Source organism: Rhodopseudomonas sp. P2A-2r (genome assembly GCF_026015985.1).
GTDB lineage: Bacteria > Pseudomonadota > Alphaproteobacteria > Rhizobiales > Xanthobacteraceae > Tardiphaga.
Window position 1 is genome coordinate 3798307 of the sequence record NZ_CP110389.1, and the last position, 25629, is coordinate 3823935.

The 25629-nt window shown below is 58.4% G+C and carries 29 protein-coding genes and 3 pseudogenes; 14 read left to right on the forward strand and 18 right to left on the reverse strand.

Annotation, left to right across the window (positions count from 1 at the left end; translation table 11 throughout):
- Positions 1-8: 8 nt before the first annotated feature.
- From kdpB to ONR75_RS18360, 4 genes are read right to left on the reverse strand one after another with little or no spacing between them, the layout of a single operon-like run.
- Entirely contained in the window at positions 9-2126 is a 2118-nt protein-coding gene (gene kdpB / locus ONR75_RS18345) for a potassium-transporting ATPase subunit KdpB (protein ID WP_265078517.1), read from the reverse strand.
- A 22-nt stretch (positions 2127-2148) separates the two neighbouring features.
- Entirely contained in the window at positions 2149-3852 is a 1704-nt protein-coding gene (gene kdpA / locus ONR75_RS18350; protein WP_265078518.1) for a potassium-transporting ATPase subunit KdpA, read from the reverse strand.
- 13 nt (positions 3853-3865) lie between these two features.
- Positions 3866-3955, reverse strand: a complete 90-nt coding sequence (locus ONR75_RS18355) for a K(+)-transporting ATPase subunit F (protein WP_265078519.1) — start codon at positions 3953-3955, stop codon at positions 3866-3868.
- An 11-nt stretch (positions 3956-3966) separates the two neighbouring features.
- The gene (locus ONR75_RS18360) at positions 3967-4170 is read right to left on the reverse strand and encodes a hypothetical protein (protein ID WP_265078520.1); all 204 of its coding nucleotides are present in this window, start codon (positions 4168-4170) and stop codon (positions 3967-3969) included.
- Between the two features lie 321 nt (positions 4171-4491).
- On the opposite strand from ONR75_RS18360, the gene ONR75_RS18365 reads away from it, so the two are divergent.
- From ONR75_RS18365 to dapA, 4 genes are all read left to right on the forward strand, one after another.
- Positions 4492-4953, forward strand: a complete 462-nt coding sequence (locus tag ONR75_RS18365; protein ID WP_265078521.1) for a hypothetical protein — start codon at positions 4492-4494, stop codon at positions 4951-4953.
- 25 nt (positions 4954-4978) lie between these two features.
- A complete protein-coding gene (locus ONR75_RS18370) occupies positions 4979-5242 on the forward strand; it encodes a hypothetical protein (protein ID WP_265078522.1) in 264 nt (87 codons plus the stop codon).
- A 138-nt stretch (positions 5243-5380) separates the two neighbouring features.
- A complete protein-coding gene (locus ONR75_RS18375) occupies positions 5381-5641 on the forward strand; it encodes a hypothetical protein (protein WP_265078523.1) in 261 nt (86 codons plus the stop codon).
- Positions 5642-5663: 22 nt separating this feature from the next.
- The gene (gene dapA, locus ONR75_RS18380; protein ID WP_265078524.1) at positions 5664-6617 is read left to right on the forward strand and encodes a 4-hydroxy-tetrahydrodipicolinate synthase; all 954 of its coding nucleotides are present in this window, start codon (positions 5664-5666) and stop codon (positions 6615-6617) included.
- A gap of 250 nt (positions 6618-6867) precedes the next feature.
- Here dapA and ONR75_RS18385 read toward each other — a convergent pair whose 3' ends face one another.
- A complete protein-coding gene (locus ONR75_RS18385) occupies positions 6868-7077 on the reverse strand; it encodes a hypothetical protein (RefSeq protein ID WP_265078525.1) in 210 nt (69 codons plus the stop codon).
- Positions 7074-7370, reverse strand: a complete 297-nt coding sequence (locus tag ONR75_RS18390) for a hypothetical protein (protein ID WP_265078526.1) — start codon at positions 7368-7370, stop codon at positions 7074-7076. The genes ONR75_RS18385 and ONR75_RS18390 overlap by 4 nt, the downstream gene beginning before the upstream one ends.
- A gap of 445 nt (positions 7371-7815) precedes the next feature.
- Between ONR75_RS18390 and ONR75_RS18395 the strand changes: the two are divergent.
- A pseudogene (locus ONR75_RS18395) lies at positions 7816-7989 on the forward strand (IS3 family transposase); the annotation flags it as partial.
- Between the two features lie 101 nt (positions 7990-8090).
- Here the strand turns inward: ONR75_RS18395 and ONR75_RS18400 are convergent.
- Positions 8091-11294: a hypothetical protein gene (locus ONR75_RS18400; protein WP_265078527.1), complete on the reverse strand. Its 3204-nt coding sequence runs from the start codon at positions 11292-11294 to the stop codon at positions 8091-8093.
- A 513-nt stretch (positions 11295-11807) separates the two neighbouring features.
- Here ONR75_RS18400 and ONR75_RS18405 point away from each other — a divergent pair.
- The 8 genes and pseudogenes from ONR75_RS18405 to ONR75_RS18435 all read left to right on the forward strand — a co-directional run bounded on the left by ONR75_RS18405 (position 11808) and on the right by ONR75_RS18435 (position 16545).
- Positions 11808-12266 carry a phage major capsid protein gene (locus tag ONR75_RS18405; RefSeq protein ID WP_265078528.1) on the forward strand — a complete coding sequence of 153 codons (459 nt, stop codon included), beginning with the start codon at positions 11808-11810 and terminating at the stop codon, positions 12264-12266.
- 60 nt (positions 12267-12326) lie between these two features.
- Positions 12327-12752, forward strand: a complete 426-nt coding sequence (locus tag ONR75_RS18410) for a hypothetical protein (RefSeq protein ID WP_265078529.1) — start codon at positions 12327-12329, stop codon at positions 12750-12752.
- Positions 12753-12866: 114 nt separating this feature from the next.
- A complete protein-coding gene (locus ONR75_RS18415) occupies positions 12867-13454 on the forward strand; it encodes a phage head-tail connector protein (protein ID WP_265078530.1) in 588 nt (195 codons plus the stop codon).
- Positions 13455-13636: 182 nt separating this feature from the next.
- A complete protein-coding gene (locus tag ONR75_RS32475) occupies positions 13637-13834 on the forward strand; it encodes an HNH endonuclease (RefSeq protein ID WP_320109629.1) in 198 nt (65 codons plus the stop codon).
- Positions 13835-14198: 364 nt separating this feature from the next.
- On the forward strand, positions 14199-14591 hold the full coding sequence (locus ONR75_RS18425) for a P27 family phage terminase small subunit (RefSeq protein ID WP_265078531.1): 393 nt from the start codon (positions 14199-14201) through the stop codon (positions 14589-14591).
- A pseudogene (locus ONR75_RS32480) lies at positions 14566-15168 on the forward strand (terminase large subunit domain-containing protein); the annotation flags it as partial. The gene ONR75_RS18425 and the pseudogene ONR75_RS32480, both read left to right, overlap by 26 nt.
- 62 nt (positions 15169-15230) lie before the next feature.
- Positions 15231-16154 carry a terminase TerL endonuclease subunit gene (locus ONR75_RS32485; protein WP_320109630.1) on the forward strand — a complete coding sequence of 308 codons (924 nt, stop codon included), beginning with the start codon at positions 15231-15233 and terminating at the stop codon, positions 16152-16154.
- Positions 16155-16200: 46 nt separating this feature from the next.
- Positions 16201-16545, forward strand: a complete 345-nt coding sequence (locus tag ONR75_RS18435) for a hypothetical protein (RefSeq protein ID WP_265078532.1) — start codon at positions 16201-16203, stop codon at positions 16543-16545.
- A 106-nt stretch (positions 16546-16651) separates the two neighbouring features.
- Here the strand turns inward: ONR75_RS18435 and ONR75_RS18440 are convergent.
- From ONR75_RS18440 to ONR75_RS18470, 7 genes and pseudogenes are all read right to left on the reverse strand, one after another.
- Positions 16652-16870 (reverse strand): annotated as a pseudogene (locus ONR75_RS18440) (transposase); the annotation flags it as partial.
- 138 nt (positions 16871-17008) lie between these two features.
- A complete protein-coding gene (locus tag ONR75_RS18445) occupies positions 17009-17626 on the reverse strand; it encodes a hypothetical protein (protein ID WP_265078533.1) in 618 nt (205 codons plus the stop codon).
- A gap of 337 nt (positions 17627-17963) precedes the next feature.
- Positions 17964-18782 carry a hypothetical protein gene (locus tag ONR75_RS18450; protein ID WP_265078534.1) on the reverse strand — a complete coding sequence of 273 codons (819 nt, stop codon included), beginning with the start codon at positions 18780-18782 and terminating at the stop codon, positions 17964-17966.
- A gap of 1072 nt (positions 18783-19854) precedes the next feature.
- On the reverse strand, positions 19855-20094 hold the full coding sequence (locus tag ONR75_RS18455; RefSeq protein WP_265078535.1) for a hypothetical protein: 240 nt from the start codon (positions 20092-20094) through the stop codon (positions 19855-19857).
- Positions 20095-20242: 148 nt separating this feature from the next.
- Positions 20243-20677, reverse strand: coding sequence for a hypothetical protein (locus ONR75_RS18460; RefSeq protein ID WP_265078536.1), 435 nt, complete (start codon positions 20675-20677; stop codon positions 20243-20245).
- A 197-nt stretch (positions 20678-20874) separates the two neighbouring features.
- Positions 20875-21405 (reverse strand): hypothetical protein, encoded by a 531-nt coding sequence (locus tag ONR75_RS18465; RefSeq protein WP_265078537.1) that lies wholly within the window; start codon positions 21403-21405, stop codon positions 20875-20877.
- Positions 21406-21412: 7 nt separating this feature from the next.
- On the reverse strand, positions 21413-21610 hold the full coding sequence (locus ONR75_RS18470; RefSeq protein ID WP_265078538.1) for a hypothetical protein: 198 nt from the start codon (positions 21608-21610) through the stop codon (positions 21413-21415).
- A gap of 52 nt (positions 21611-21662) precedes the next feature.
- On the opposite strand from ONR75_RS18470, the gene ONR75_RS18475 reads away from it, so the two are divergent.
- Entirely contained in the window at positions 21663-21944 is a 282-nt protein-coding gene (locus tag ONR75_RS18475; protein ID WP_265078539.1) for a hypothetical protein, read from the forward strand.
- Between the two features lie 703 nt (positions 21945-22647).
- Here ONR75_RS18475 and ONR75_RS18480 read toward each other — a convergent pair.
- The 4 genes from ONR75_RS18480 to ONR75_RS18495 all read right to left on the reverse strand — a co-directional run bounded on the left by ONR75_RS18480 (position 22648) and on the right by ONR75_RS18495 (position 25303).
- A complete protein-coding gene (locus ONR75_RS18480) occupies positions 22648-23673 on the reverse strand; it encodes a hypothetical protein (protein ID WP_265078540.1) in 1026 nt (341 codons plus the stop codon).
- A 153-nt stretch (positions 23674-23826) separates the two neighbouring features.
- On the reverse strand, positions 23827-24486 hold the full coding sequence (locus ONR75_RS18485) for a DUF4145 domain-containing protein (protein WP_265078541.1): 660 nt from the start codon (positions 24484-24486) through the stop codon (positions 23827-23829).
- A gap of 4 nt (positions 24487-24490) precedes the next feature.
- Entirely contained in the window at positions 24491-24991 is a 501-nt protein-coding gene (locus tag ONR75_RS18490; RefSeq protein ID WP_265078542.1) for a hypothetical protein, read from the reverse strand.
- Between the two features lie 84 nt (positions 24992-25075).
- The gene (locus ONR75_RS18495) at positions 25076-25303 is read right to left on the reverse strand and encodes a hypothetical protein (RefSeq protein WP_265078543.1); all 228 of its coding nucleotides are present in this window, start codon (positions 25301-25303) and stop codon (positions 25076-25078) included.
- Positions 25304-25629 lie beyond the last annotated feature (326 nt).

The window sequence follows — 25629 nt, forward strand, 5'->3', positions numbered from 1 at the left end:
GTATCTCCTCAAACCAGGTGCAGAGCGGTGACCACGAGGTCGATCGCCTTGATGCCGATGAACGGAACGACGATGCCGCCGAGGCCATAGATCAGCAGATTGCGGCTGAGCAGCGCGCCGGCGCCGATCGGGCGATAGGCGACGCCCTTCAGCGCCAGGGGGATCAGCGCGATGATGATCACCGCGTTGAAGATGATCGCCGACAGGATGGCGCTCTGCGGACTGTGCAGCCGCATGATGTTGAGCGTCTCGAGTTGCGGGTAGAAGGCCAGGAAGATCGCCGGGATGATGGCGAAGTACTTTGCGACATCATTGGCGATGGAGAACGTGGTCAGCGCGCCGCGGGTCATCAGGAGCTGCTTGCCGATTTCCACCACCTCGATCAGCTTGGTCGGGTTGGAATCGAGGTCGACCATATTGCCCGCCTCGCGCGCCGCTTGCGTCCCGGTGTTCATGGCGACGCCGACATCGGCCTGCGCCAGTGCCGGCGCGTCATTGGTGCCGTCGCCGCACATCGCCACCAGCTTGCCCTTGGCCTGCTCGTCACGAATGAGCTGCAGCTTGTCCTCCGGTGTAGCCTGCGCCAGGAAGTCGTCGACGCCGGCTTCGGCGGCGATCGCCGCGGCGGTCATCGGATTGTCGCCGGTGATCATCACGGTACGGATCCCCATGCGACGTAGCTCGGCGAAGCGCTCGCGGATACCGCCCTTGACGATGTCCTTGAGGTGGATGACGCCGAGCAGCTTGCCGTCGCGGGCCACCGCCAGCGGCGTGCCGCCACCCTTGGCGATTTCGTCGGAGATCGCCTGGATTTCCCTTGCGGTGTCTGACATGGCAGCCGGCTGCGTCGCCCGTGCTGCGTTGCCGGAGACAGCAAAGGTCGCGCCGCCGGTGACGTAAGCGAGGATGGAATCCACCGCGCCCTTGCGCACCGACGAACTGCCGGTATCGACACCGCTCATGCGGGTCTGCGCCGTGAACGGCACGAAGCTGGCACCGAGCTCGGCCATGTCGCGACCGCGGATGCCGTACTTCTCCTTGGCCAGCACCACGATGGAGCGGCCTTCGGGCGTCTCGTCGGCCAGCGAGGCCAGCTGTGCTGCATCGGCCAGTTCCTGCTCGGTAACGCCGCGCAGGGGGCGGAAGGCGGTCGCCTGGCGGTTACCCAGCGTGATGGTGCCGGTCTTGTCGAGCAGCAGCGTGTCGACATCGCCGGCGGCTTCTACCGCACGGCCGGACATCGCCAGCACGTTGAAGCGCACCAGCCGGTCCATGCCGGCAATGCCGATGGCCGACAGCAGCGCGCCGATGGTGGTCGGGATCAGCGTCACGAACAGCGCCACCAGCACGACGACGGAGATCGAACCGCCGGCATAGGCGGCGTAGCTCGGGATGGTCACGGTGGCGAACACGAAGATGATGGTGAGACCGACCAGCAGGATGTTGAGCGCGATCTCGTTCGGCGTCTTCTGCCGCTCGGCGCCTTCCACCAGCTTGATCATGCGGTCGATGAAGGTGGAGCCCTGCGCCGCGGTAATCTTGACGCGGATCCAGTCGGATAGCACCTGGGTGCCGCCGGTGACTGCGGAGCGGTCGCCGCCGGATTCCCGGATCACCGGCGCGGATTCACCGGTGATGGCCGCTTCGTTGACCGAAGCGACGCCCTCGATCACCTCGCCGTCGGACGGGATGTTGTCGCCGGCTTCCACCAGCACGACATCGCCAACCTTCAGGCTGGTGCCCGAGACCATGCGGTAGGACTTGTCGCCCGCGCTGCCGGTCAGCAGCTTGGCCTGGCTCTCGGTCCGGGTCTTCTTCAGCGACTCCGCCTGCGCCTTGCCGCGGCCTTCGGCAACAGCTTCAGCGAAGTTGGCGAACAGCACCGTGAACCACAGCCACAGGATGATCTGGAATGCAAAGCCCAGATCGGCGCCGCCGGTGAACAGGTTCTTGACGAAGATCACCGTGGTCAGCGCGGCAACGACCTCGACGACGAACATCACGGGGTTCTTGATCATCAGCCGCGGATCGAGCTTTGCGAAGGCCGACCCGATCGCCGGCACCACGATTTTTGCGTCAAGCATGGCCGACATCGGCACGCGCTTTTGCAGTTTCAACGTTTCCATGGATAGTACTCCGGGAGATCGATCAGAACAGGGTGTGGGCGGACATCGCGAGGTGCTCGACGATCGGTCCGAGCGCGAGCGCCGGGAAGAAGGTGAGACCGCCGATGATCAGGATCACGCCAACGACCAGGCCGACGAACAGTCCGCCCGTGGTCGGCAGGGTCCCCGCCGAGGCCGGGATCGATTTTTTGGCAGCCAATGATCCCGCCAGCGCCATCGCCGGCACGATCATGAAGAACCGGCCGACGAACATTGAGCTGGCCAGCGTCAGGTTGTAGAAGAAGGTGTTGCCGGTGAGCCCGCCAAACGCCGAACCGTTATTGCCGGTCGCAGAGGTGAAGGCGTACAGCACCTCGGTGAAGCCGTGCGGGCCGGCATTGGCCATCGACGCCACCGCCGAAGGCAGCACCACCGCCACCGCGGTCCAGCCGAGATACATCAGCGGCAGCACCAGGATGGCGAGCATGGCCATCTTGACCTCCCGCGACTCGATCTTCTTGCCGACATACTCCGGCGTGCGGCCGACCATCAGGCCTGCGACGAAGATCGCCAGCACGACGAACAACAGCATGCCGTAAAGGCCAGCGCCGACGCCACCGATGATGATCTCTCCGAGTTGCATGTTGATCAGCGGGATCATGCCGCCGATCGCGGTGAAGCTGTCGTGCATGGCATTGACCGCGCCGCACGACGCCGCCGTGGTGATGACGGCGAACAGGCTGGAGGCGACGATGCCGAAGCGGACTTCCTTGCCCTCCATGTTGCCGCCGGTCAGGCCGAGATCGGCGAGCATGCTGGTGCCGGAAGCCTCGGCGCCATAGGTGACGGCGACGCCGGCGATAAACAGCACGCCCATCACGCCCAGGATCGCCCAGCCCTGCTTCTGGTTGCCGACCATGCGGCCAAACACGTTGGTCAAGGCCGCACCGAGCGCAAAGATCGAGATCATCTGAATGAAGTTCGACAACGCCGTCGGGTTCTCGAACGGATGCGCCGCGTTGGCGTTGAAGAAGCCGCCACCATTGGTGCCGAGCATCTTGATCGCAACCTGGGAGGCCACCGGGCCGACCGCGATGGTCTGCTTGGCGCCTTCAAGAGTGGTGGCGTCGACATAGGCACCGAGCGTCTGCGGCATGCCCTGCCACACCAGGAACAGCGTGTAGACGATGCAGATCGGCAGCAGCACATAGAGCGTGCAGCGCGTCACATCGACCCAGAAATTGCCGATGGTGCGCATCGACGAGCGCGAGAAGCCGCGGATCATCGCCACCGCGAGCGCAATTCCGGTCGCTGCCGACAGAAAATTCTGGTGCGTCAGGCCGATCATCTGGGTCAGATAGGACAGCGTGCTTTCGCCGCCGTAGTTCTGCCAGTTGGTGTTGGTGATAAAGGAGACCGCCGTGTTGAACGACAGGTCCTGCGCCACCGCCGACTGTTCGGCCGGATTGAGCGGCAGGAGCGCCTGCAGCCGCAGCACCGCATAGAGAACCAAGAAGCCCCCAACATGGAACAGCAGCATGGCCACCGTATAGGTCAGCCAGTGCTGCTCGCGTTTCTCATCGACGCCACCCATCCAGTACAGGCCGGCCTCGACCGGCCGCAGCACCGGCGACAGGAATGTGCGCTCGCCATTGAACACGCGGGTCATGTACCAGCCGAGCGGCTTTACCAGCGCGACGACGATCGCGCAGTACAGAAGAATTTGAATCCAGCCAACGAAAGTCATGATCATATTCCCCTTAGAACCGCTCGGGACGCAGCAAAGCGTAAGTGAGGTAAAACAGCAGTCCTGCCGAGACGAGGCCGGCGAGTGTGTAGTCGAACATCATGGTCGTTCTCCTCAGAGCCGTTCGCAGGCGTAGGCGTAGCCGACCGTCAGGACGAAGAAGCCCAGACCGAGCGCCAGCATCAAAATGTCCAGCATGAGTTGCTCCTGTTGCGAGATGTTTCGGGGCATCATCACAGCCCGCGAGTTGAAGACCTTGCGCCACATCAACCTGCGGGCGAATTCGATCCCGCGGCGATCCATTGGCATGGTGATCAAGTGCCACCCGGCGCATAGGTTTTCGAGACGGCGGGGTGGGCGAACTTATAGGAATCCCATAAAGACGCGCGGGGGGCAGCGATGCGGACCGTCATCGCGAGCCGACGGGTCCGGCTTCGCCGGCCCGATGATGAACTCCGCGAAGCAATCCGGAAGCCACAAGCAAGACTGGATTGCCTTGTCGATTCCTCACAATGACGGTCAGGGCACTTATGCCGCGCCTATATCTCTGGGCTGCACCTTGTCTCGTTTTCAAATGACTTTGCACCCATCTTCCGGGAGCGGTCGAAATTGGGACCGCACTTTGGACGAGACCACGCCATGTCGCTCAATCATCAGGCTCACGAATTCGGCCCCGCTGAATGGCTCCGCGACGCGCCCGCCGCAACGGCCGACATTTTCACGGACATCCTCGCCACCACGCGTCGAGGCAACCCAATGATTCGGGCCCTCGAGGTCGCCCGCATCAAGCACCTGATCACCTGCTGCGCCTGGACAGACGCCGCGCTGGCGCTGCTGGCCCTGGAATTGCCGCCCTGGCAGTTGCGCCGCCTCGCTTATGACGACGGCGAATGGCATTGTGCCCTGTCGAAGTACCGCGAAATGCCGGACTGGCTCGACGTTGCCGTCGAAACGCATCACGCCGACATGGCGCTGGCGATTGTCGGCGCCGTTCTGCAAGCGCAGCAGGAAAGCCTCGGCCCGGCTCTGCCAGAGGTCGCCATGGGTCCCAAGGCGCCTGACGCGTCCTGGGAGCCCGTGCTGTGCGACAATTTTGCCTGACCGCCGGATGCCGCAGCTTGGCCGGATGACGACCGAATTCTCCAGCGCCCAGGTGGCGACCCGCTTCGCCATGCGCATTGTCGTTCTGTGCGTGTTCGCGTCATTCGGCAGCATTGGATTCGCCCGCAGCTTTGCTGCGTTGCTGTGGATGTCGGTGATCATCAGCGTCTTCGCAGGCGTCGTCCGACGGGAACTGCCGCTCGGCGCATCGCTGACCTACTGGGACGAGGCCGCCGCCTATGGCGCACTGTTCTGCCTGGCCAGCCTCGCCGCCGCAGAGGCATCCTAGGTCTGCCGGCTCCTATGATTTCCCTATGAGATCGGCGCAGGCTTACTCTCGCATTCATATCCCGCCGCGAAGATATTGCGAACATGCCCGATCGGGCAGCGGCGCTGCGGCGCCGGTCATCGTCACAGGAGACTTTGCGTGAATCTCGTCGAACCTCCCTCATGTCACATCGTGTTGATTGGAAAGAACAGCCGCGGCCAGTGGGTGGCCCGCGAGCGCGACGGGCTCTATGGCGGCCTGTTCGTCAGCCAGCAGGCCGCGGTCCGCTACGCGCTGTTTGAGAATCACCATCACCCGGAAGCCATCATCTCCCTCGCGACACCGCTAGAGTTCGACGTCGGCACCACCATATCCGCTGCCGAAGGCGCCGACATCGCGCAGCCACGCCGCGCCGCCTGACCGGCCGCGAACGGTGATCACCATGACCAGCGCCACCCATCGCACCGCCTGGCTGGCGGGCTGCATTCCCGACCTGCCGACGCCATTCGACGACAGCGACAGCATCGACCTCGTCGCCCTCGCGCGCCTGTGCGAACGGCAGATCGCGGCGGGCTGCACCGCCATCGTGGTCGGCGAGACCGCCGGCGAGATGGCCACACTGACGCTGGACGAGCACGACGCCATCGTCCGCGCCGCGGTGAAGACCGCGCGCGGACGCGTCCGCGTCATCGCCGGCGCCGGCTCGAACTCCACCAGCCAGGCGATTGAGCTCACGCGGCGCTCCGATGCAGCGGGTGCCGACGCCATCATGTCGGTCGTCCCCTATTACAACAAGCCGATGCAGTCGGGCATATCAGCGCATTTTGCGGCGGTGGCCGACTGCACCGAGTTGCCGATCGTCCTGCACGACATTCCACAGCGTACGATGCGCGTCCTTGCCGACGACACACTGTTGCAACTCGCGGTCTCGCCGCAGTTTGTCGGCCTGCGCGACGGCTCCGGCGACATCACCCGTCCGCTGCGCCTAAGGCCGCTACTGCGACCCGGCTTTCGCCTGCTGTCCGGGGACGATGCGACTGCGGCCGGCTTTGCGACGCAGGGCGGCGACGGCTGGATCTCAATGACCGCTGCCGTGGCGCCGCAGCTCTGCCGCAAGCTCGATGATCTGCGAGGACACGCCGACCTGCGCAGCGCGCAGGCAATCGCCGGCCAGCTGTGCCGGCTGACCTCGGCGCTGGCATTGGACGGAACGCCGGCAGCGTTGAAACATGCGCTCGGCCTGCTCGGCCAGGTGTCAGCGCGGGTGCGCCTGCCAATGGTCGAGCCCGACACAACGGCAAAGGCCACAATCGCAGAGGTGATCGCAGCGCTTTACGCCGATATGGAAAGTTGCGACGTCGAGCATCGGCTCCTGCTAGAACTCAGCCGGCTCTAGCAGTCTGCTGAAAAACTCAATTCCGCCGCAGTTCGATTCCGTTCCAGACTCTTTTAGATTCCGTTTTGTTCACGGTTTTGACGCCCGGCACCGGAGTTTTTCAGCAGACTGCTAGAGCTCGTCATTGCGACGGAGCACGTCCGACGCCGCAACCCAGTCTGCGCTGATCTGGATTGCCGCGCGGAGTTAATCATCGGGCCGGCGAAGACGGTCCGGTTGGCTCGCAACGACGGCGAGACGAGCCGCCCCCTTACGCATCGCATTTATCTCTGGTAACGTCGGGCCATTGTAAGCCGTGTTTCTCGCGCCATTTCGGTCCAGGGCCGCGCATGTAGTGCGCGCCGGGATGATAGCTGGGGGGACCGATTAGTAGCCCGCGCAACCAAGCGAACAGCACGGGCAGGGTCTTGCCGTAGGCGCCGATGCGCGCGAACAGCGCGTCTGATGGGTGCTTGCTCATCGCCCGCCCCGATCGGTCGAGGCTTTTGGCGGCGCGTCGTAGCGAACGCCGCGCAGGGCTAGTTCGCGCTGCACCCGGCGCATCTTGTCGGCAACGATAGCGACATGGACGGCGGCCAGCAATCCCTTGATATGGTTGAACGTCAGCCGCGCCAGCACGCGCAGCCGCTTCCAGTGCATTGCGCCGGAATGATGGACGATCGGCGCCTGCTCGCGGCTGATCAGCCAGGACCGATAGGCATCGTCGCCGGTGAGGTCGCGGAACTTGTCCGAGTGGTGAGAAACATACGTCATCGCAGCTCTCCGGGTCAGAAAACGGCTATTCGCCGTTCACTACCGGAAGATGCTGAAGAGCCCATATAAAATCGAGACTGGCGGCCACTGCCTGTTATAGCCGCGGCGTATATTATATGGTCCAGGACTCGACGCATCAGGACCACGATGTCCCAGATGTTGGGCCGTGCCACTTCGCAATCTTGTTGGGGCTATGGAGAAGGCGCTCGCAGATGAGCTCGCGGCAGGAGGCGAAGATTTCTTAAGTGCAAGCGACGTAGAAATACGGGCTTGCAGCACAATAAAGCAACTTCCATAATATAATTGAGAGTGCTGCGCCGCAGAGGTTTCCTTTATCGTGCTCCTCCCGCGATATTCGCGTTGTTCCTCGTCAGCACCTCTGAGACAAATTGAGGGACTTCCCGAAGGGAGGATTTCTGGTTCATCGTAGCCGTAAGGAGCGAAGATGAAACAGAAATCCGGGCCGGATAAAGCTCCGGCAGAACGAGTGTTGAAGGAGATTCGGCGCCAGACCCGCCGCCAGTATTCTGCGGAAGAGACGATCCGCATCGTGCTGGAGGGACTGCGCGGTGAGGAAAATATCTCCGAGCTGTGCCGCCGATATTCACTTTACGACAGTAATCGTCGATCGACGATATACCCCAAAGCGAAACTAGATCACGTAAGCCCTAATAGACTCATACCGCGAGTTTCGCGCGCATTGAGCGCTCCGCATCGACACTACAATGAGTTTAGCAGCCGTTTGGCCAGGGATTGCCTGGACGATGTCGATACATCTTCAATACATTTGGAGAACATCTCGCTGCGCTCCTCGACAAGGGCCTGATCGGAAGCGGCGCTGTCCATGTCCGACTGGAAGCCTCGCACGGCAGCCCAACTCAACTTCTTGTCCTGCAGCAGTTCAAAAAGTGTGTGGCCGCTGTACTTGAACGTTTGAAAGTGAGCGAAGGTCACCTTCGCCGAGATCTTTGCGTTCCACAGCGCATCCGGGAACGCTGTGATATCCAGGCTTGGAATTTGTCCAAGTTTCTGGAGCGGCCCACTCTCGCGAGCATATTGTTCTCGCCCGACGAGTTGGTACATACCCCGAGGGCGAAAATCCCAGCCATCGTTGCTGCCGGGGATATTGCCGTAATCCTCTTTGTTCGAACCCCAGATCGTATTGGCTAGTTCGACCGGATTATTTAGCAGCTTATTTACGTCAATCGGCAGCCCACCCTTAGCGACCCGCCTAGAGTTGATCTGGTCGATCCGCGCAACCCAGACTTTTGGTATCTGGTCTACGCTGCTAAACGACAGGTTCTCGCTGGTGTGAACGAAGTCCGCGCTATCGTAGGATACCGAGCCGAGCACATAGGCCAAGATCCGTGGATCGGTTTCCTTGAGACTATCCCATTCCTGCAAAAGCGCCTTGACCTGTTCCGCCTGAAAATAGGCGATGTATCCCTCACGATGGGGCGCTAGGGGCTTCGGCGGCGGAACATTCCGCTTAGCGGACTCCTTGATCTCCTGCTCATAAGCACCGAGTCGGGCCAAATACCTCTTGTACCTGCGCTCCTGAAACCATTTGGCTTCGTAGCAGGCAAGTAGCCCTTGATGATCTAGTTTTGGTTCGAATTGACCATTGCTGCCAAGGGAGTTGACGTACTTGTCGGCGGTTTCGGAATCTCTCTGCGCCTGAAACGCGGCAGCAACCGATCCGTTGAGTAGGTGAAACACCCGGACCTGCAGGCAATCCGCATTGCTCTGCTGACTGCGGGATTGGGTAAATGCGCTGTTTGGCAGGCAATCCCAGAACCGGCCGCTACTCAACGAAACGACATCCCTCGTCTTGTCCGATAGGGTCCAGCCAAGCGGTAAATTATAGAACAAATCCTTGATATCGGACCGGCCGAACGTATCGAAATTTCGAACGCTGGCACCGCTTTGATCCAAAGGCAGGCGGTCATCTTGGGCGGCCCGGTTCAGAGCTATATAAGCCCGTGAGCTGCGTGTACTGAGCAGGGCACGGATAGGCTCCATGACTTCGCCGAACGAAAAACTTCCGTGATCCGGAAAGTCGCCACCCGCCAATGACAGCAGGTAGATGCGAAATTTCGGCGCATCTGAAGTACCTTGAACGGTTTTGATCTTTCCGACCAGACTTAGCGCCGTTTCCAATCCGGAGTTATCGATATAGCCACCATCGACAAGATGGGCGACCTTGTTCTCCGTAATGCAATCATTCTTGAGCCTTACAGTGGCGGCCGGAGTTACCCATGGAAACCTCGCGCTGATGAAGGCAGCTGCGCTGAGTGGAATATGCAAAGAGCTACTCTCCACTTTGGCATCTGCACCTTCTCCATGCCTATTCAGGTCGGCGAAAATGCAAAGATCTGAACCCTTGGGGTGAGACTCGTCTATATCAAACGGTGAAAAGACCACTCGCTTTCCGCTGCCGACATCCGTGGCGTTCAACAGCAACGCCGGCATTTGATTACTGGGCGTCCAATGTGACTGATAATCGGACTTCAGGAGGTTTGGCGGATTGACCTGACGATTTTCGCTTTTTGCTGCTCTATCAGCCGCATTTTCCAGCGTGTACTCGAGAAAACGCGCCCGATCGAAGATAGGAATTGAAAATGGCAGGAAACTCTGGGTGAAATCGGTAAACAGGAATCCTGCAGTGAGCGGCGCGAGGAAGTCGGTCGTCAGAATCGACTCTACGCGCGCTTCAACTGTTCCTGGGGTATCAACCTGTTCGCGGCCGGTCCCGGCAAGAAACGCAGCGATTCTTGGACAGGCTTGCGCCGAATCTGCGTGGTAAGCAGTCGGACTGTTGTCTGCATTGAGAGCCGCGGCAAAAACGGCTGCGCCAACACTGCCGCCCGAGACAGAACTCACCGCAAACAAGTGGCGGCGAAATGTTGGACACAGGTCCTGCATCCGCGCCAGAAATTTGGCCGCATTATGCGCAGCGTAGATCCCTCCACCCTGCGCCGACACGATGAATACTGGATATTCGCCGATCCTCGCCGCCTCGGCGACTCTGTCGGGCTGCTTGAGCCAATCGTCGAACGCCGAAACGGCCGAAACACGCGGCGAGGTTGTGATCAGAGCCTTGTCGGTTAGCAGCCGCACCTCATGATCGTCATTGCCAATAACAGCGAGCAGCAGAGCCCATGCGAAAATGACGGGTAAGTAAGGAAAGCTGTGCTTGATCGTCAGCAGCGAGAGATGGACCGTGAAGGCTGTAACGCAGAGCGTAAATAACGCGACGACGCCGAAAGTGCCGACAAACTGAGCCGGCCGGTCCGGATAAGCGACGAACATGACTGTCAACGCGATGATCGCGCTAATCGTCAGTAAGAAGAACCGGAGTGAAAAGAAATATGTTTCGTTTGAACGCCTGGAAAAGGTGATCAAGCCGCCTTTTCCGCCGGAGCGCCACATCACGATTGCCGACATGATCGCTATCGCGAGAAGCGCAGCAAAAAGCACCAAAAGGATGAACCTATCGTGCTCGAACGCCCTTGCCTGGATGCGAAAAATGCTTCCCACTTCCTCGATAACATGGCGTTGGTCGGGTGATAGATGGAGATTTCCCGGCCGGGACGCAAGTTGACCGAGCATCGCGGCGAGTACTGGTAGAACTCCGATGACCACCGGAATGGTCCTGAAATAGAATGCGGTGCGTCCCGTCGGGGCGGGTATGCGAACCAGTGTCTCGGTCGTAAGTTGAAGGGCGCCGAACCAGATCGTGATTGAGATCAGCAGGATTGCGATACATTCTTTCACAGCGATCCAGCCAGCGTCGGCCGCCGCTATGCGGTAGAGCTCTCGAATCTGATCGGGCAAGAATAGTAGTACCGAGATAACGACGGAAATTGCGATCAGCCATCTCAGGTTCCGCAACAGCATATAGAGTTGTTCGCGCGTTGTCATGAACCCTCCTGCGGATCAAGACCCAGTCAATGAATAAAGACTACCGCCAACTCGATAGACTACTCATCATCAAAAGACATATTGGAAAAGTCGGGCCTGCAAAAACGTAACCTGAAATCGTATCCGCAGCTCAATCAACCTAAAGATGGTATATATTATTATTGCAACTGTCGAGAGACTTCACGCGATCATTGTTGCGGGAGAATGGGGGGCAAGACAAAATGCGATCCGCGCCAAGTGAATTACACCGCTTCTGCTGCCTCGAACGGCCGCCCCGCCAAACCGGGCCAACTCTAACGTCGGTGATACGCCCTCATTTTCAAACGAGAGGAACATGTCAACGGAGCTCACACGCCGCGCGGGAGCGACATTTCTGCTCTCCATCGCATTCGCCGTCGCAACAACGGGCATCCCAGTCGGCTTTTCCGCAGCCAATGCCGACGTTGGCGCGACGCCGCCCACGGAAGCAAAGGCCGAATACCAGAGAAAACTCGCGGAGTATAATGCGGCACCGTGGGCTACACCCCGTCGGGCGGCGCCAGCAACTTCGCCGCGTCGAATCCCGCTGATGCGCTGATCGATCTGTTCCACGGAATCAAGACGCCATACCGCGCCAACGGCGTTTGGATGATGAACAGCACCACGCTCGGCGCCATCCGCAAGTTCAAGGATGGCCAGGGCCGATATCTGGTCAACATCCAGGGTCTCGACAATACGCCGGTCACCACCATTCTCGGTCGGCCCGTGGTCGAAGCACCGGACATGCCTGACGTCGGTGCCAACACCACGCCGGTGATCTTCGGTGACTTCAGCCAGGGTTATCGCATTTTCGACCGCACCTCGCTGTCGATCCTACGCGACCCGTACAGCCAGGCCACCAACGGAATGACCCGCTTTCACGGTCGTCGTCGCGTCGCCGGTGGCGTCGGTAAGGCTGAAGCCATCCGCAAGCTCAAGATCGCAACGTCCTGATCATAGCGGGGCACGCTCGCCGCGCCCCGTCACCTCAACCATTTTACAAGGAAGCGAACGATGCGCGATCTCGCGAACAATCTGCACTTCAAGCCGGCATTCTTGCCTGGCCCCGCCGTCACCGACAACACGGCCCAGGTTTCGACCATCCTGGACACGTTCGGTGCCGGCGCCGCCGTGCTGGCCTATGTCACCGGTGTTCTGTCGGACACCGATGCCACGTTTACAGAGTTGCTCGAGGAGTCGAATTCTTCCGACTTGAGCGGTGCCAACACAGTTGCAGCGACCGACATGATCGGGACGGCGGCGCTGGCCAGCTTCGGATTCGCGGACGACGGCGAGTGCAGGAAGATTGGCTACATCGGCAGCAAGCGCTACGTCCGCGCCACCGTCACGCCAGCCGCCAACACCGGCAACCTGTTCATGGCCGGCATGTGGATCCTCGGCCGCGTAGCCAGCGTGCCGACGCCGAATCCGCCGCAATAACGCCAAACCGAACACTAATCGCCGGATTTCAAAATCCGGCGCTGGCGGCTGTCCGGTCGAGTGTCATCCCCGTGTCCAGCTTTATCGGGCAGCCGCATTTCACTTGAGGCCATCATGTTGACCGTCATCACCGCAGCCGAGAGTTATGACATTGCGACGCTCGCCGCCGTGAAAGCTGCGCTGGGCATCACCGGAACCGCCGAAGACCTCACGCTTCCGCCGCTGATCAGCCGGGCCAGCGCCGCGATCGCCACGGCATGCAATCGGGTGCTCGTCGAGGAGACGGTCGAGGAGACGGTACGCGACGCCCGCTGCGGCATCATGCTGCAGCGCTACCCGGTCACGTCTGTCACCACCGTCACAGAAGACGGCACCGGACTCGTCCCGGCCGATTACGAGGCCGATCTCGGTTGCGGCATCATTGAGAGGCTGCGCTCAGATAGCGTGGGATGCTGGGCGCGCGGTCGCACCGTCATCCGGTACCGGGCCGGCTACACCCTCGAGACCATGCCACCGGACATCGTGCAAGCCCTGGTCATGGTGGTCGCGCAGTTCCGCTCGCAGGCCGCCCGCGACCCGCTGCTGAGGGCCGAAGAGACCACCGACGTCGAACGCCTCGAATGGCAGGTTGGAATCGATGACGGGATTCCCGCCTCCGTGCGCGCGCTGCTGGTCGACCACCGCAGGCCAGCAGGCGCATGATGGCCCGCCGAGCACCACGCCTCCAATCCTGCGGCTGCATCACCAGCGGTGCGCCGTGCCCGCACCAGCATGCCCGCAAGGCCGCCTTTGAGCAGCGCCGCCCCTCCGCCAGAGCACGTGGGTATGATAGCCGCTGGGACAAGGCGCGTACCGGCTTCCTCCTATCGCACCCGACATGCGTGATGGTCGTGGCCACTGGCCAGCGCTGCGGCCAGCCTGCCAGCGTCGTCGACCACATTATCCCGCATCGTGGTGATCGCGCGCGGTTCTGGGATCGGACGAACTGGCAGCCCCTCTGCACCCACTGCCATGCCAGCAGGAAGCAATCAGCGGAGCAACAGACGGGCCTTCGCAGGTCCGCCTGTCAGTTCGAAAAGTGACAAATCAAAGGTTAGATATGCGCGAGCAATATCGCCACGATCGTCAGCAGGGCTGCCGCAATATGCAGCCACTCAGTAACGCTGATCATTCTCAGGTCCTCTCATTCGGTGAGGTACCTGGTCCCGAGCCCGCGCAAAATGTGCACGGGTTCACGTCTAAGAATCATCATGTAGTCGGGACCTCCAAGCCAACGCCTGGAAGCACCATCCCAGCATTGGCAGGGACAGGTACTCATATAGGAGCGGGATCAACTGTCGCAAGCCGGGGGGTGGTCGGAACTTTGGCCGAGGGGGCCGGGACCGCCCTGGGTCAGCAACGCAACATTTTCTCAGATTTTTCCTCCCCGGAAAAAGGCGCAAATTCATGACGGCAAAAGTGCTCAAACTGGTGCCGTCGGCGGTGGCGGGCACGGCCGCGGCAGCGCCGAAAGGCCTTACGAAACCGGCGCGCGCGGAGTGGTCGCGCCTGGCGCCGCTGCTGCGCGCCAAGGGCACGTTGACCGCCGAGAACGAGCCGCTGCTTATCGCCTACGTCAACGCGCTGGCGCTGATCGCCGAATGCGACAGGGAACTCGGCAAAGGCAAGCTCCTTATCAAAAGCGCCGGCGGCACCATGCGGCCTCACCCGCTGCTCGGCGCCCGCAACAAGGCCGCGCAGAACGCGCTGCAGTTCGCCAAACGGCTCGGCATCGTCGGCGACGGCAAGGCTCCTCCGGCCGCGGGAGGGACCGATGCTTGGACCGACATGGATCTTTGACGGCTCGCAGATCGCGGATCCGGCCGGCCGCGGGCAGCGCGCCGTCGATTTCCTCCGGCTGCTGAAGCACCCGAAATCGCCGTTGCCCGATCAGGCCTTCCAGCTGGACCCGCCTTTCGAGCGCATCGTCCGGGCAATCTACGGGCCGACGGACGACCATGGTGCCCGCCTGGTCCGCGTTGTCTATCTGCAGGTCGGCAAGGGCAGCCGGAAAACGTCGCTCGCCGCGGCCCTGGCGCTGCTCCATACCTACGGACCCGAGCGACTGCCGCGTGGCGCCAACTACGTCGCCGCCGCGAACAAGGGCCAGGCCCGCGTCGCCTTCGAGGAGGCGCTCGGCATCGTGGAATCGATCCCGCAACTCGCCGGCGCGTCCCGCCCGGTCGACAGCAAAAACCGGTTGATCCATCCGAGATCGGGATCGTTTTTCGAGGCGCTGTCGTCCGAAGGAAGGAACGCTCACGCCCGGACGCCGATGTTCATCCTCGTCGACGAGCTCTGGGCCCACGCGAAAGCTGATCTCTGGCAAGCGCTGCGCACCGGCGCCACCAAGGCGCCGGGTTCGCTGCTGATCGTCGCCACCACGGCCGGCCGCGGCAACGAGTCGCCGGACTATCCTATTTTCGAGTACGGCAAAAGGTGCAATCCGGCGAGATCGTCGACCCGCACTTCCTGCCGATCATCTTCGAGGCCGACCCTTCCGACACATGGGATGACGAGGCGACCTGGGCAAAGGTGCTGCCCGGCCTGCCGTACGGCTATCCCGATCTCCCGTCGATGCGCCAGCTTGCGCGTGAAGCCAAGGAACGGCCCGGCGATCGCGCCGCGTTTGAGCAGTTCTTCCTCGGTCGTCGGCAGGACAATTCGCTCAGCCCGTTCGTCCAGATGGCAGTCTTCGATGAAGGCCGCACCGAGATTGACATCGATGCGCTGGCCGGCCGCGAATGCTGGGTCGCGGGCGACATGGCCAGCACCACCGACCTTGCGGCCATCGTGGCATGCTTCAAGGACGGTGACGATTTAATCGTGAAGTGCTGGGCCTTCGTGCCGGCCGACAACCTGCAGGCCCGTGCCGATCGCGACGGCGTACAGTATCCCCGCTGGGCGAAGGAAGGCTGGCTCATCCCGACGCCGGGCAATGTGATCGATTATCGAGTGATCGAGCAGCATGTTCGCGACCTCTGCGACAAATACGATGTTCGCGAGATCGTCTTCGACCCCGCCTATTCGGCCGCTGTGCTGTCTCCGCTCGTCGAGGACGGAATGCCCGCCATCACCATGCAGCAGGGTTGGAAAACACAGTCGCCAGCGCTGAACGATCTGGAGCGGGCCATCACCGGCCGGCGTCTGAAATGGGACTCGCCGATCCTCCGATGGTGCATGGAAAACGTCGCCATTCACACCGACACTGCCGGCAATCGCCTCATGCATAAAGGCAAGTCGAAAGACCGAATCGATCTCGCCGTCGCGTTGTGGATGGCCATTTCGCGCGCATCGGCCGGCGACGCCGGCGTCTCCATCTATTCTTCAGACGCGCGGCCCGACGGGCTACTGTTCGTTTAAGGAGCCAGTTATGTCAGGCCCAATTGCCCGTCTCGACGCTTCGCTCATGAAGAAGGGCGAGGATGTTGTGCTGCGTCGCTCGATCAGCGGCGTATCAAAAGCCGTGACGGTTCGAGCGCACGTCAGAAATTTCCACCTGAGCGCGTCGGACATCGTGACCGGAATTTCGAAGGTGCCGTTCATCGTTATCCTGTCGCTAACACAGATCCGCGCCGCCGGCTGGCCGCAGGGTGCGCCGGCACCGGCAGCACCGCCGTTCAACGTCGATTCCGCCATCCCGGTAGTCGGAGACACATTGGTGATCAAGGGCGCGGTCCGAACCGTGAAGGCGGTCGACCCGCGGGCAGTCAACGGTATAGTGGTGCGAGTCCATATGATCGTCGAGGGCTGACGCCGTGGCGCGGATTTCGACCTTTGCAAAGGATCTGCGGCTGGCCACCGCCGGCATTTCACCTGAGGCCATCGCGCCGGCTCTCGCCGCGTTCGCGCGGAGTGAGCCACATGCCAGCCATCCGCCAATGAACAAACCGGTTGTCGCAGGTTGTGTAAGGCCCAAAGTTCTCCGGCAGATCGCGCCATGGCGCTCTCGACCGCAATATCCAGAAGATGCCGTTGAGGATCCGCCGGTCGTCCACCCTTGGCGCGCCACGCGGCTTTTCCGGAAGGAACGGCCTGATGGCAGTCCACAAATAGTCCGTGAGTTCGTATCTCGTGATTCGAGGCCCGCTTCGGGAGCTTGAATCATGTCTATCTTGGTGCTCGCAACACGAAACGGAAGGTCCGAAATGGGTCGGATAGCGAACATGCCGCTGACATGTTAAATGCGACGCGAATGACCCATAGCTGACCTACCCTTAATCTTGAATCTTTTTCAGCATCATCTCGGCGTCGCCTCGGACTCCCGCAGCTCGAATTTCAAATGGTGATCCGTTCACATTCTCGTTGATGAGCGAGACGAACTCCCCTAGGTCTTCCCAGAATTGATGCCATTGCGGCCACGTCGCCGCTCCTATCGGTTCACCGGCCATTATGGTATCAAGGTCTGCGTGAGCAGTCAGTTTGTTTCGCGCTTCTATGATGCGTTCCCGATGTTCTTCCAAACTGGCCTGGAGTTCGGTGAGCCGCTGATGCAGAGGCTCAAACCTGCTCAACAGATTTGTGAAAAACCCCACGGTGAGGTTTTTATTGCCGAACTTGTCGATCCAAGGATCAGTGACGCGGCAGGCTGACGAAATTGTAAATTCGTTATAAACCTGCGCCAAATCTTCGAAGAGCCTAGGAGCGACGGCCTCCATCGCTGCGTATTCCGCGTCAGTGCCCTCCCTGAACATCCGATGATAGTACTCGAACACGGACCGTATGTAGACGCAGTGCTCGGCAAAGAGTCTGATCTCATCACGCGAGACCCACAACCGCTTGAGACGACAGTCGTCGTGCTTGACGATATTCTTGCTTAAGTAACCGCCGAACATCTGGGCGGTCACTAGATCAGTAAATACGAGATCGATGCCAATCGTCCGACTCCGGAATCCACCAAAAGCAGCACCCGCTCTCTTTCGCCATGCGCGACGCTTCGCCCCATGCGACCTGGAAATTGTCTCCTAGCCCCTGTATTGAAAATGCGTAGCTGGCGACCATCCAGATCTCCGTATCGCGCGCGCTACGCGCACCGTGGAGCGTAGGTCGGCTACCCTTCAGCGATCTATCCTAGATTGCTCCAGGCCGTCTGACAATGTAGCACTGAACCTTCCAAACGGAAGCATGGATCCAACTGCGGGCGTCAGCCCGGATCGATAACCGATACGACGGTTAAACGTCTGCGTTTTCTTGAAATTCGATTTTCGCAACGATCTCGTTCATTGCGTAGTGGACAAACTGACTTCCCAGGTCAGTGAGTTCATAGGGCTCCACATCATCAAAGGCTGACTTTGCTGTTGTTGGAGCCTGACCAGGCGGACTTCGCTTGGCGGCCGGTTTTCGCAAGTAGTTGCCTGCGTAATCTGTGGCTCGATGCTGTCGAATGACACTTCCCATGGAGAGATCACGGATCAACATCTTGTACAGGTCAGCTTCGGCAGAATCTTCGCGCACGTGCGCCTTCTTGAGATTTCGCCAAATTTGGCTGCGCGTGACGCCAGGAGAGCGATATATTTCGCCGATGACCTCAAAATGGAAATCGGAGTAGAGGTTGATCCAATCGATGAATAGACGGACGACATCATCTGATGTCGTCTGGGCAGACGCCGCATTTGCGAGGATGTTGCGCAATCGCTGACGCTTGTATTCAGTGTCAACCGACGACCAGTTTCGAAAAGCCTTTTTTAGCAGAGCTTGATATTCTGGGGACTCGACCCGCTGCTTGACCTTCTCTTCGTGCATGTCGATGCGAGCTACGACTTCAGCAATGGTCTTGCCCTTCTCGCGGAGTTCATCCTCGATCATTTGAATCCACTGGCGTAGAAGATTGGTGACCTCCTCCTGCTCTTTCTCCGACCAATAGCCTGCACCGGCAGACAAGAGACCGCCCACGAACGGTACGGCTCCGCCTAAGGCGTTGATCATCGCCCGGGCGGCCTGCTTTCTGCCGTCAGACGACAGCGCATCTTTATCAATTTTCACATTATCCATGATCGCTCCTTGATTCGTGCAATACGATTAGGATGTGCATCCTCACGTTGAGAGCGAGCCTCTATCGCGCGATTTATGAGTACACGCCCTAGCTGACGCGCCCCGCACAAAACGCGTTCTTCCCGACCTGAAGAAAAATCAGCAGAAAGATTCCGATTGTTGGACCAAGTACGACCGCGCCAATACCGATTTGTGCACCGATTGCCGCGGAAAGCACTCCAACTATCGCCGCCTGGGATCCCTTCGAGTAACTTGCCAACTGCTTCCTGAGTTGCGAATAGCGCTTGTGTGACCCGCAGATAAATTCCACAAACTCTGATTTTGCCCGACTGTAGTACGATGGCTTTTGTCCGGTAACCTGGACATGGATATTAAATTTTGCGCGAACACTGGCTGCCGGTTTTCCAGACTTTTTTGATGCATGTTTTCGCGGGCCTGCTTTTTTGCTCTGCCTACCGCGGTCTTTTTGGCCTTTAGAAATTTACCCGAATAGGCCGTTTCCGATCGCTGACGGCCCACTGAAAATTCCATCCTGGATTTATTTGCGATCCTTTTGACACCCAGTGGCGTCAGGGACTGTTTCAGAACCCTTTCGAGCGAGTCAGACATCAAACACCCATGCGTGCAAAAGGCGTAAGTGAACCCACAAAGAGTGCATATTCAAGTACAATCTCGCGCCCGTTCGCTGGGCTCACCTCGCTCCCAAGCCACTGGCGGCAGCGTGTGGCACGCAGCCAGCGCCTTGGTCGGTGACACGGGGCTCTTAAATTGGAAAGGGGCGCTAGGCCCCTTCGCTTACCCGGCACTATTCGAGATCATCAGCCAGAGCCGCAGCTCAGACCGGTTTCGTCCCGACACATGACCACTCATTGTGCCCCTTGTCGGAAATTGACCCGCTTGGAGCCCTTGAAAGGCGTTTGCCCGGTGAGGCTGGTCAACTTATCAGATTCGGTCCGAAACTGATCTTGGCGGCTTGTACGAGGCTTGTGGCATCGATCCTCGTTCTCATCTTTCCGGTGCCGCTTAACAGGTGCTTTGATGCGGAAAGCAACCTACGAGTTTTCCGACGCGATCAGCGTGGCACACCGTCAATGTAAATGGACTTTGATATTTTACTCCAGCCCGGGTTCATTCGTACGCCCGCTTTCGGATTTGCTCTCAAAAAATTCGCCACGTCGTCTAGCGTTGTGAAATGAACAGTTTCGACGTTGTTGCCGAAGTGGAGGCAATGATAAGTTCCATCCGTGCTCAGTTCAACTTGTTGAGCAACTGCACCGCTGGCATCTATTTTCTCAATCCTTGAAACAGGCATTCTCTTATCCCTCTCGCCTCGAGCGGCGGACCGTCCGTGGAGATCGCCATCGATCGGTTCCTCTAGGTCTGACGCCGCACCGACGGCAGCCTGATGCCGTACCCCACGATGGTCCTATCGAGGCGTTGAACAGGAAACGGAGGTGGGCCTATTTCGATCGGAACGTCATGATAGCATCCGACCAGCCTTCGTAGAAGGCGATACCACCCATGAATCCACATGCGGATCCAGCGACAAGAATAAAAAGTAGTAGGGATATAAGCGGATGCGCTAGCACTGCCACGTTCGACGCGTTTTCGTCTGCTCCGGACTTGATCACCTTGGATATGGCGGTCTCTGACAGAACCCAAATGAGGAATACGGCGGCTCCGCCTGATACTAACCCCAACGCCGAACTATGTAGAGCAAACACGGACGGCGAATCGTGTCCCTTGTCTCTGATGGACGCCACAGTCGTTGCAAGCGCCGCACCATTTCCAAGCAGAGCCATCGTTGCAATTTTATAATGTGAATCAGACCAAGCCTGAATCAGCTTGAGCTCGAATTCTTTCGTCTTCAAATTGGTTTCAATAGAGTCGGTCAAGACGTTCTATGCTCCAAGGAAATTGATATTAACGAGCTGCTCACCTCTGGCCTGCTGGGGGCTTTCGCAGATGGTAGTCATGATTGCTCCTGGTGGCGGCTGATTCGCGAACAGGTTGCATTGTGGCACGACCAAAAAGCCGGCGGGAGTCGCGGGCGAGTTGCGCCCGCTATTCACAGGCCGCTCGACCAGGGCGCTCACTCAAACAGTTCTTCAAGACGTTTTTTCTCTTCGTCGCGCGGTGTGAGCTTGTATCTTCGCCTGAGTCTCTCTGAGATCAACCAGGCATCACGACCACGCTCTTTGGCAGATGTCTCGGCCTCGAACGGATTTCCCTCAAAAAACCGCGAATGATCGGACAGAATCTGAGCGATTGAAACTGTGTTGGCGAATGAGAGTGCTTCGTTCGTTAAAGACGAATCGACCTCTTTCCAATCAGCATCACTCGGCATTCCGATCAATTCAGGAACTGCATCAGCCAAAGGCGAGCCGGTTTGCTCGTAATGAGCTCTTCCTGAAAAAACTAATCTCCAGCAAGATATCGCGTAGTTTTCAAGCGCGATCGCCGCACGGAGAGCGATGTAGGTCGCTCGTTCTTTTTTGGCCCTATGCTCTCGATACCAAGCAACGATCGCTGCTCCTGCACCGGCGCCGAGCACTGTTTTGACGAAACCCGGCCAATCCAATGATTTAATTACGGCCACTGAATCCCAAGACATCAAATCCATTGCCGCGTTACTTTCCCTTGGCCTTCAGCGCTTGCGTTAGGAGTCGCCGTATGGCCTCCGGCCGGCCGGGGAGATCGTCCTGCTTGCGGCGCCAGTCGTCCAGCAGCTTTGACATGTCAGGCTGCAGACGAACCATCACCGGCTCACCGGTCGCCGGCGCGCGACGCTGGCTTGATTTCGTGATATCGCGAGTTGACTGTTTCATGATTTCCCGATATCACGAAATCAGGCTGAGCGAAAGTATTGGGAGCCGCCCCGTGGAAATCACCCGGTCCAACGAATTTTACGAGCCTTGGAACATCGGCCGAATGACGGCGCGATACATGCCGGCGGATCCGCAGGCCTGGCTCGACGCTGCAACGGCTGCAGATCTGCACGTTTCTCTGCATGGCGATGCCCTGCACTTCGCGGAAGGCGACATCTCCGAGGACGCGATAGTGTTCTTCAAAACTTGGCTTGGCGAAACGCCGGGTGCCAAGGATGCATTGAAGGCGCTACTGATCGCCAAAGGGATGACCCAGCGTACATTCCCCATCTGACGTAAACCGTCACGTCAACCCTCACGGTCCGCCAGAACACCGGTCAGCACACCCGCGAGCATAGCCAAGGCCTTGCCAGATTGGTCTTTTCCGCCCCGGCAAACACGGGCTCCGACAGGGCTTGAAGCGAGCCATGTCCCTGAAACTGTTGGACCCGACCGCATCATCCGATCGCGTTTCGATGAGGCTCGACCGTATCCATCGCTGTCCCGCTCGACGACCAGGCGATCCAAGATGCCGCTGTGCTACAGCGGATCCGGTGATTTTCTGCTGTCTCGGTTGGTGTCCCGGTTCAGGTCCCACCCCCGCATGATAGGGCGGATGGTAGGGCTCACCATCAAATTCACCGAAAATATCAAATTATATCAGACACATGCCGGAATTTTATGGCGGAAGGGGTGTCCCCCTTGTGGGGCCAACTTAAGCCTGTGACACAGTCTTTTTCGAAATTCGCCGAGCTGCACCCACGCTCTGTACCCACGGATCGCCTCAAATGGACCTACCCGCCCTGCCCGTCCTGACCGGCTGTCGGGCTTGCAGTCTCCACGGCGTGCAGCCGTTGGCGCAGGTGGCCGCTCGACACAACGTCGTGTGCAACGGTCGAGCCGGTGCCAGCCCCCGCCCATCAGGGGGTCAACCGCCGCGCTAGCGGCGTTGGCGGCGGCCAAGATAACGTTCAAGACAGGGAAGCTGGCTATGATGATCACAACGTTTTCGAATAAAAATCAAAAATATCCGCCGCCTTCAGAGCCGGCCTGATATCGACCTTTAGACTCGCATCAAGCCGTCGGGGAGGCTCAACCCAGTCAACTATCTGCTGTTGAACAATTTCGCGGTCGCTCTCTGATATTCCGAACCCGGTTCCGAGAAACGCCTTTGGCTTAAGAGACCCATCAGCAGCCAACAGCTTCATATTCTGATCGTGAAATGCAAAGCCGAGAAAAACCACCGCTTCGGAATCGACCACCATACTCCTAACTCTATCGCTCTCCACGGACTCCGTGTAGGTCTTGATTGATGCCAGCCCGATGCCTGCGTAGTCTGCACGGTCAGCCCCGAATGGGGTAACCAAATTTCCAACCGTCGCCGAACCCAGCGTCCCCGGCGAACCGTAAACGTGTTCGATTTTCGCTTTACTAACGATTTCTTCGGCCTCCTCCGGCCTGATATCGTACATTCGCGTTAGGGCATTGGTGAAGAAATGCTCTATGCATCTATCATAGTTGAAGACGACGAATGAACACCGATTAAAAATCTCAGCTCTTTGGGAATGCGGAAGCTGACGCCCAAGAAGTCGCATCAACTTTACAAGCCAAGTCGTGGACGCGCCCGCAAAGTTGACGGTCTCTCTCGCATTTGAATTTGCTTTAAAATAGAGCTTTGAAGACGCCTCCGCCTCAAGAATACATTTTGCAATTGCGGCTTTACCGTATTGGACGACTGTTGCGTTGTCCTTATGAACATCAAGAAAGTCATCAATGGAGTGAGCAAGAACTATTCCATCCCGAATAAGCCACGCCGCTTTTTGATAGGTTAGATTGTTCCCACGATTCGATCTCGAAAGATTCTCAAAAAGAGGTCTATCACCGGCAATTATCTTTTGACCCCAATCATCAAACTTAACGTTCAGCTTGTCACTTATACTGAGGGCGAGTTCACTTCCGACAGGAAGATCAAACTCTTTACTCGCTCCTGCGCCCACTACGAATACGGTATTCCGCTTTAGCAAATCCAGCCCCTCGCAATACGATTATGCTCACATCGAAACCAGCTAATCTGCCATACGCTCGGCCACCCCAACGCTAGACATCGACACTAAATGTACCGCAACTTCGGACGCTAAGCAGCGAGAAGAGGATAATCACAAGTTCGTCTCGCACTATTACAGGCGATCCGCCACAAAACCCTCTACGTATGAAATCATCTCGGAAACGTCCGTCTCCGTGAATTGATCCGCGTGTCCATGCGCCGCTTTATTTCTCAGGTCTGCCAGCGCTGTAATGCGCTTTTGCACAAGCGAGTTATAGTATCCGCTTTTGGTTAAGTCGGCATTCATACGGTCAAGCTTGCCGATTGACAAACCTTGGTCGTTACAGAGCTGCCGAAGCGTCGTCTCTAACACAACACCGGCAATAACAGCCGCTGCCACCTTGTATCCGCTCGAGAGTAGCTCGCGAGCCTGATCAAGCTCGTTGTCAAAGACTTCTGCCTGCACCAGACTTTTGAGACTCGAAAGATAGCCGCCTTTAAAGTCCTCTTTCGCAGCGTTGAAGATTGCCCCCAGCTGTTGAAGAGCCTCATGATTCGTTCTGTAGGCAGAAGGCTCTTCTGTCTTTATGAATTGCTTATAATGCTCTGACTTTTCGCCGCATGCAGTTACTAGCAGATTTCTTGCTTTTACGGTCCAGTTCAGGAATACATCGACCTCGATTGAGTATCCGCCAGGACGAAATCCATTGTTAAACGGCTTCTTTGAGGCTTCGACCGCGACAAATTGATCTGACAGCTCTGCAAATCGTCGATTCAGAGTCTGGTTCTTCATCTTACTATCCACGTGGAAGAAAGGAGCCGATTAAAAAGAGAGAAATAACCGATCCTATCAAGAAATAGAAGCTAGCTGATACTAATGACGCCTTTTCCCGGGTCATCTTACTGCTAATGTAAGCCGTAATCCCGCTATTGCTAACGTGAAGATCTGCCATAACGGCTCGCTCGAACTCTTCCCCGTATTCTACACTCGCGATAAGCATTTTGTAGTAATATTTCGTATCTAAGAGCCAAAGCGCCAGCAATAACATGAGCGCAACAACCATCAAGACACTTGACAACCCCACCGGCGAAACCGGGTCATAGGGGATATGTATTTTTATGTTGTCCTTCGCTGAAACGGCTGCCGCAGCCATTAAGGTCGCGATGGCAGTCAAACCAAGCCAGCGCGTTCGAATACACATATCGTTAAAGTGCATTTGAATGGATACAATTTGCTTCCAGTATTCCACGCGCCCACGTAGCCGCTCACTCGCCAACTTATCGTCCGACGCCACCATCGCTACCCCAGGAGATTTGCTGCACGAAGACGGTAGTGCTGAATCAGTAGTGCACGTATTGCAATGCGAGTAAATGGATTGAATTCAGCGCGAATAAGCCCCGAGCTCGATTTGCTCCGGCAGCTCTTCCCGCCATTCAAAGAAGCGCTGCACGCTCATAGGCGCTTGCCAATCAGGTTCACCGGGGCAGCCGTTGGTTGTGTACCGGATCGACAAAGAGTTGTCGGCGGGGTCGCGAAGTACAATGTCGCGAGCAATATAATCGTCGTCGAGGGGATAGGTTCGGACAGCAATAGTGATCAGGTCGGCCATCGGGGAAGCTCCTTGGTTGATGACCTGATCGATTATGCACATAAAGTTTGTGAGGCGTGAAAGGTGACAAACTATTTTTAATGTTAGCTCTGTCATCTTACAAGAATCAACCGTCGCGCCCCATAATCCCCCTGCCGACCCCGTAGAAGAAATGGGCGCGAGATAGGCAATCACACCTAGACCGAATGACAGCGCGATCGCTTTCTTGCAGAGGCCCACGGCGAAGAAGTGGTGGGCCTTTAGCCACCCTTAGCGGGGGCGCAGGCAACACAGGAAGAACCTGAGCTAGAGGATGCCAAGCTTAACCAGCTTGCTGTCATGTGGGG

What these genes read in the sequence shown, in the direction of transcription:
- kdpA (WP_265078518.1), bottom strand. Translation starts at nt 3,852, where the DNA reads ATGACTTTCGTTGGCTGGATTCAAATTCTTCTGTACTGCGCGATCGTC.
- dapA (WP_265078524.1), top strand. Translation starts at nt 5,664, where the DNA reads ATGACCAGCGCCACCCATCGCACCGCCTGGCTGGCGGGCTGCATTCCC.
- ONR75_RS18435 (WP_265078532.1), top strand. Translation starts at nt 16,201, where the DNA reads ATGAAGAAGGGCGAGGATGTTGTGCTGCGTCGCTCGATCAGCGGCGTA.
- ONR75_RS18465 (WP_265078537.1), bottom strand. Translation starts at nt 21,405, where the DNA reads ATGGATTTGATGTCTTGGGATTCAGTGGCCGTAATTAAATCATTGGAT.
- ONR75_RS18355 (WP_265078519.1), bottom strand. Translation starts at nt 3,955, where the DNA reads ATGATGTTCGACTACACACTCGCCGGCCTCGTCTCGGCAGGACTGCTG.
- ONR75_RS18400 (WP_265078527.1), bottom strand. Translation starts at nt 11,294, where the DNA reads ATGACAACGCGCGAACAACTCTATATGCTGTTGCGGAACCTGAGATGG.
- ONR75_RS18445 (WP_265078533.1), bottom strand. Translation starts at nt 17,626, where the DNA reads ATGTTCGGCGGTTACTTAAGCAAGAATATCGTCAAGCACGACGACTGT.
- ONR75_RS18495 (WP_265078543.1), bottom strand. Translation starts at nt 25,303, where the DNA reads ATGGCCGACCTGATCACTATTGCTGTCCGAACCTATCCCCTCGACGAC.
- ONR75_RS32475 (WP_320109629.1), top strand. Translation starts at nt 13,637, where the DNA reads ATGGTCGTGGCCACTGGCCAGCGCTGCGGCCAGCCTGCCAGCGTCGTC.
- ONR75_RS18490 (WP_265078542.1), bottom strand. Translation starts at nt 24,991, where the DNA reads ATGGTGGCGTCGGACGATAAGTTGGCGAGTGAGCGGCTACGTGGGCGC.
- kdpB (WP_265078517.1), bottom strand. Translation starts at nt 2,126, where the DNA reads ATGGAAACGTTGAAACTGCAAAAGCGCGTGCCGATGTCGGCCATGCTT.
- ONR75_RS18415 (WP_265078530.1), top strand. Translation starts at nt 12,867, where the DNA reads ATGTTGACCGTCATCACCGCAGCCGAGAGTTATGACATTGCGACGCTC.
- ONR75_RS18425 (WP_265078531.1), top strand. Translation starts at nt 14,199, where the DNA reads ATGACGGCAAAAGTGCTCAAACTGGTGCCGTCGGCGGTGGCGGGCACG.
- ONR75_RS18365 (WP_265078521.1), top strand. Translation starts at nt 4,492, where the DNA reads ATGTCGCTCAATCATCAGGCTCACGAATTCGGCCCCGCTGAATGGCTC.
- ONR75_RS18450 (WP_265078534.1), bottom strand. Translation starts at nt 18,782, where the DNA reads ATGGATAATGTGAAAATTGATAAAGATGCGCTGTCGTCTGACGGCAGA.
- ONR75_RS18410 (WP_265078529.1), top strand. Translation starts at nt 12,327, where the DNA reads ATGCGCGATCTCGCGAACAATCTGCACTTCAAGCCGGCATTCTTGCCT.
- ONR75_RS18370 (WP_265078522.1), top strand. Translation starts at nt 4,979, where the DNA reads ATGACGACCGAATTCTCCAGCGCCCAGGTGGCGACCCGCTTCGCCATG.
- ONR75_RS18385 (WP_265078525.1), bottom strand. Translation starts at nt 7,077, where the DNA reads ATGAGCAAGCACCCATCAGACGCGCTGTTCGCGCGCATCGGCGCCTAC.
- ONR75_RS18470 (WP_265078538.1), bottom strand. Translation starts at nt 21,610, where the DNA reads ATGAAACAGTCAACTCGCGATATCACGAAATCAAGCCAGCGTCGCGCG.
- ONR75_RS18390 (WP_265078526.1), bottom strand. Translation starts at nt 7,370, where the DNA reads ATGACGTATGTTTCTCACCACTCGGACAAGTTCCGCGACCTCACCGGC.
- ONR75_RS18455 (WP_265078535.1), bottom strand. Translation starts at nt 20,094, where the DNA reads ATGCCTGTTTCAAGGATTGAGAAAATAGATGCCAGCGGTGCAGTTGCT.
- ONR75_RS18485 (WP_265078541.1), bottom strand. Translation starts at nt 24,486, where the DNA reads ATGAAGAACCAGACTCTGAATCGACGATTTGCAGAGCTGTCAGATCAA.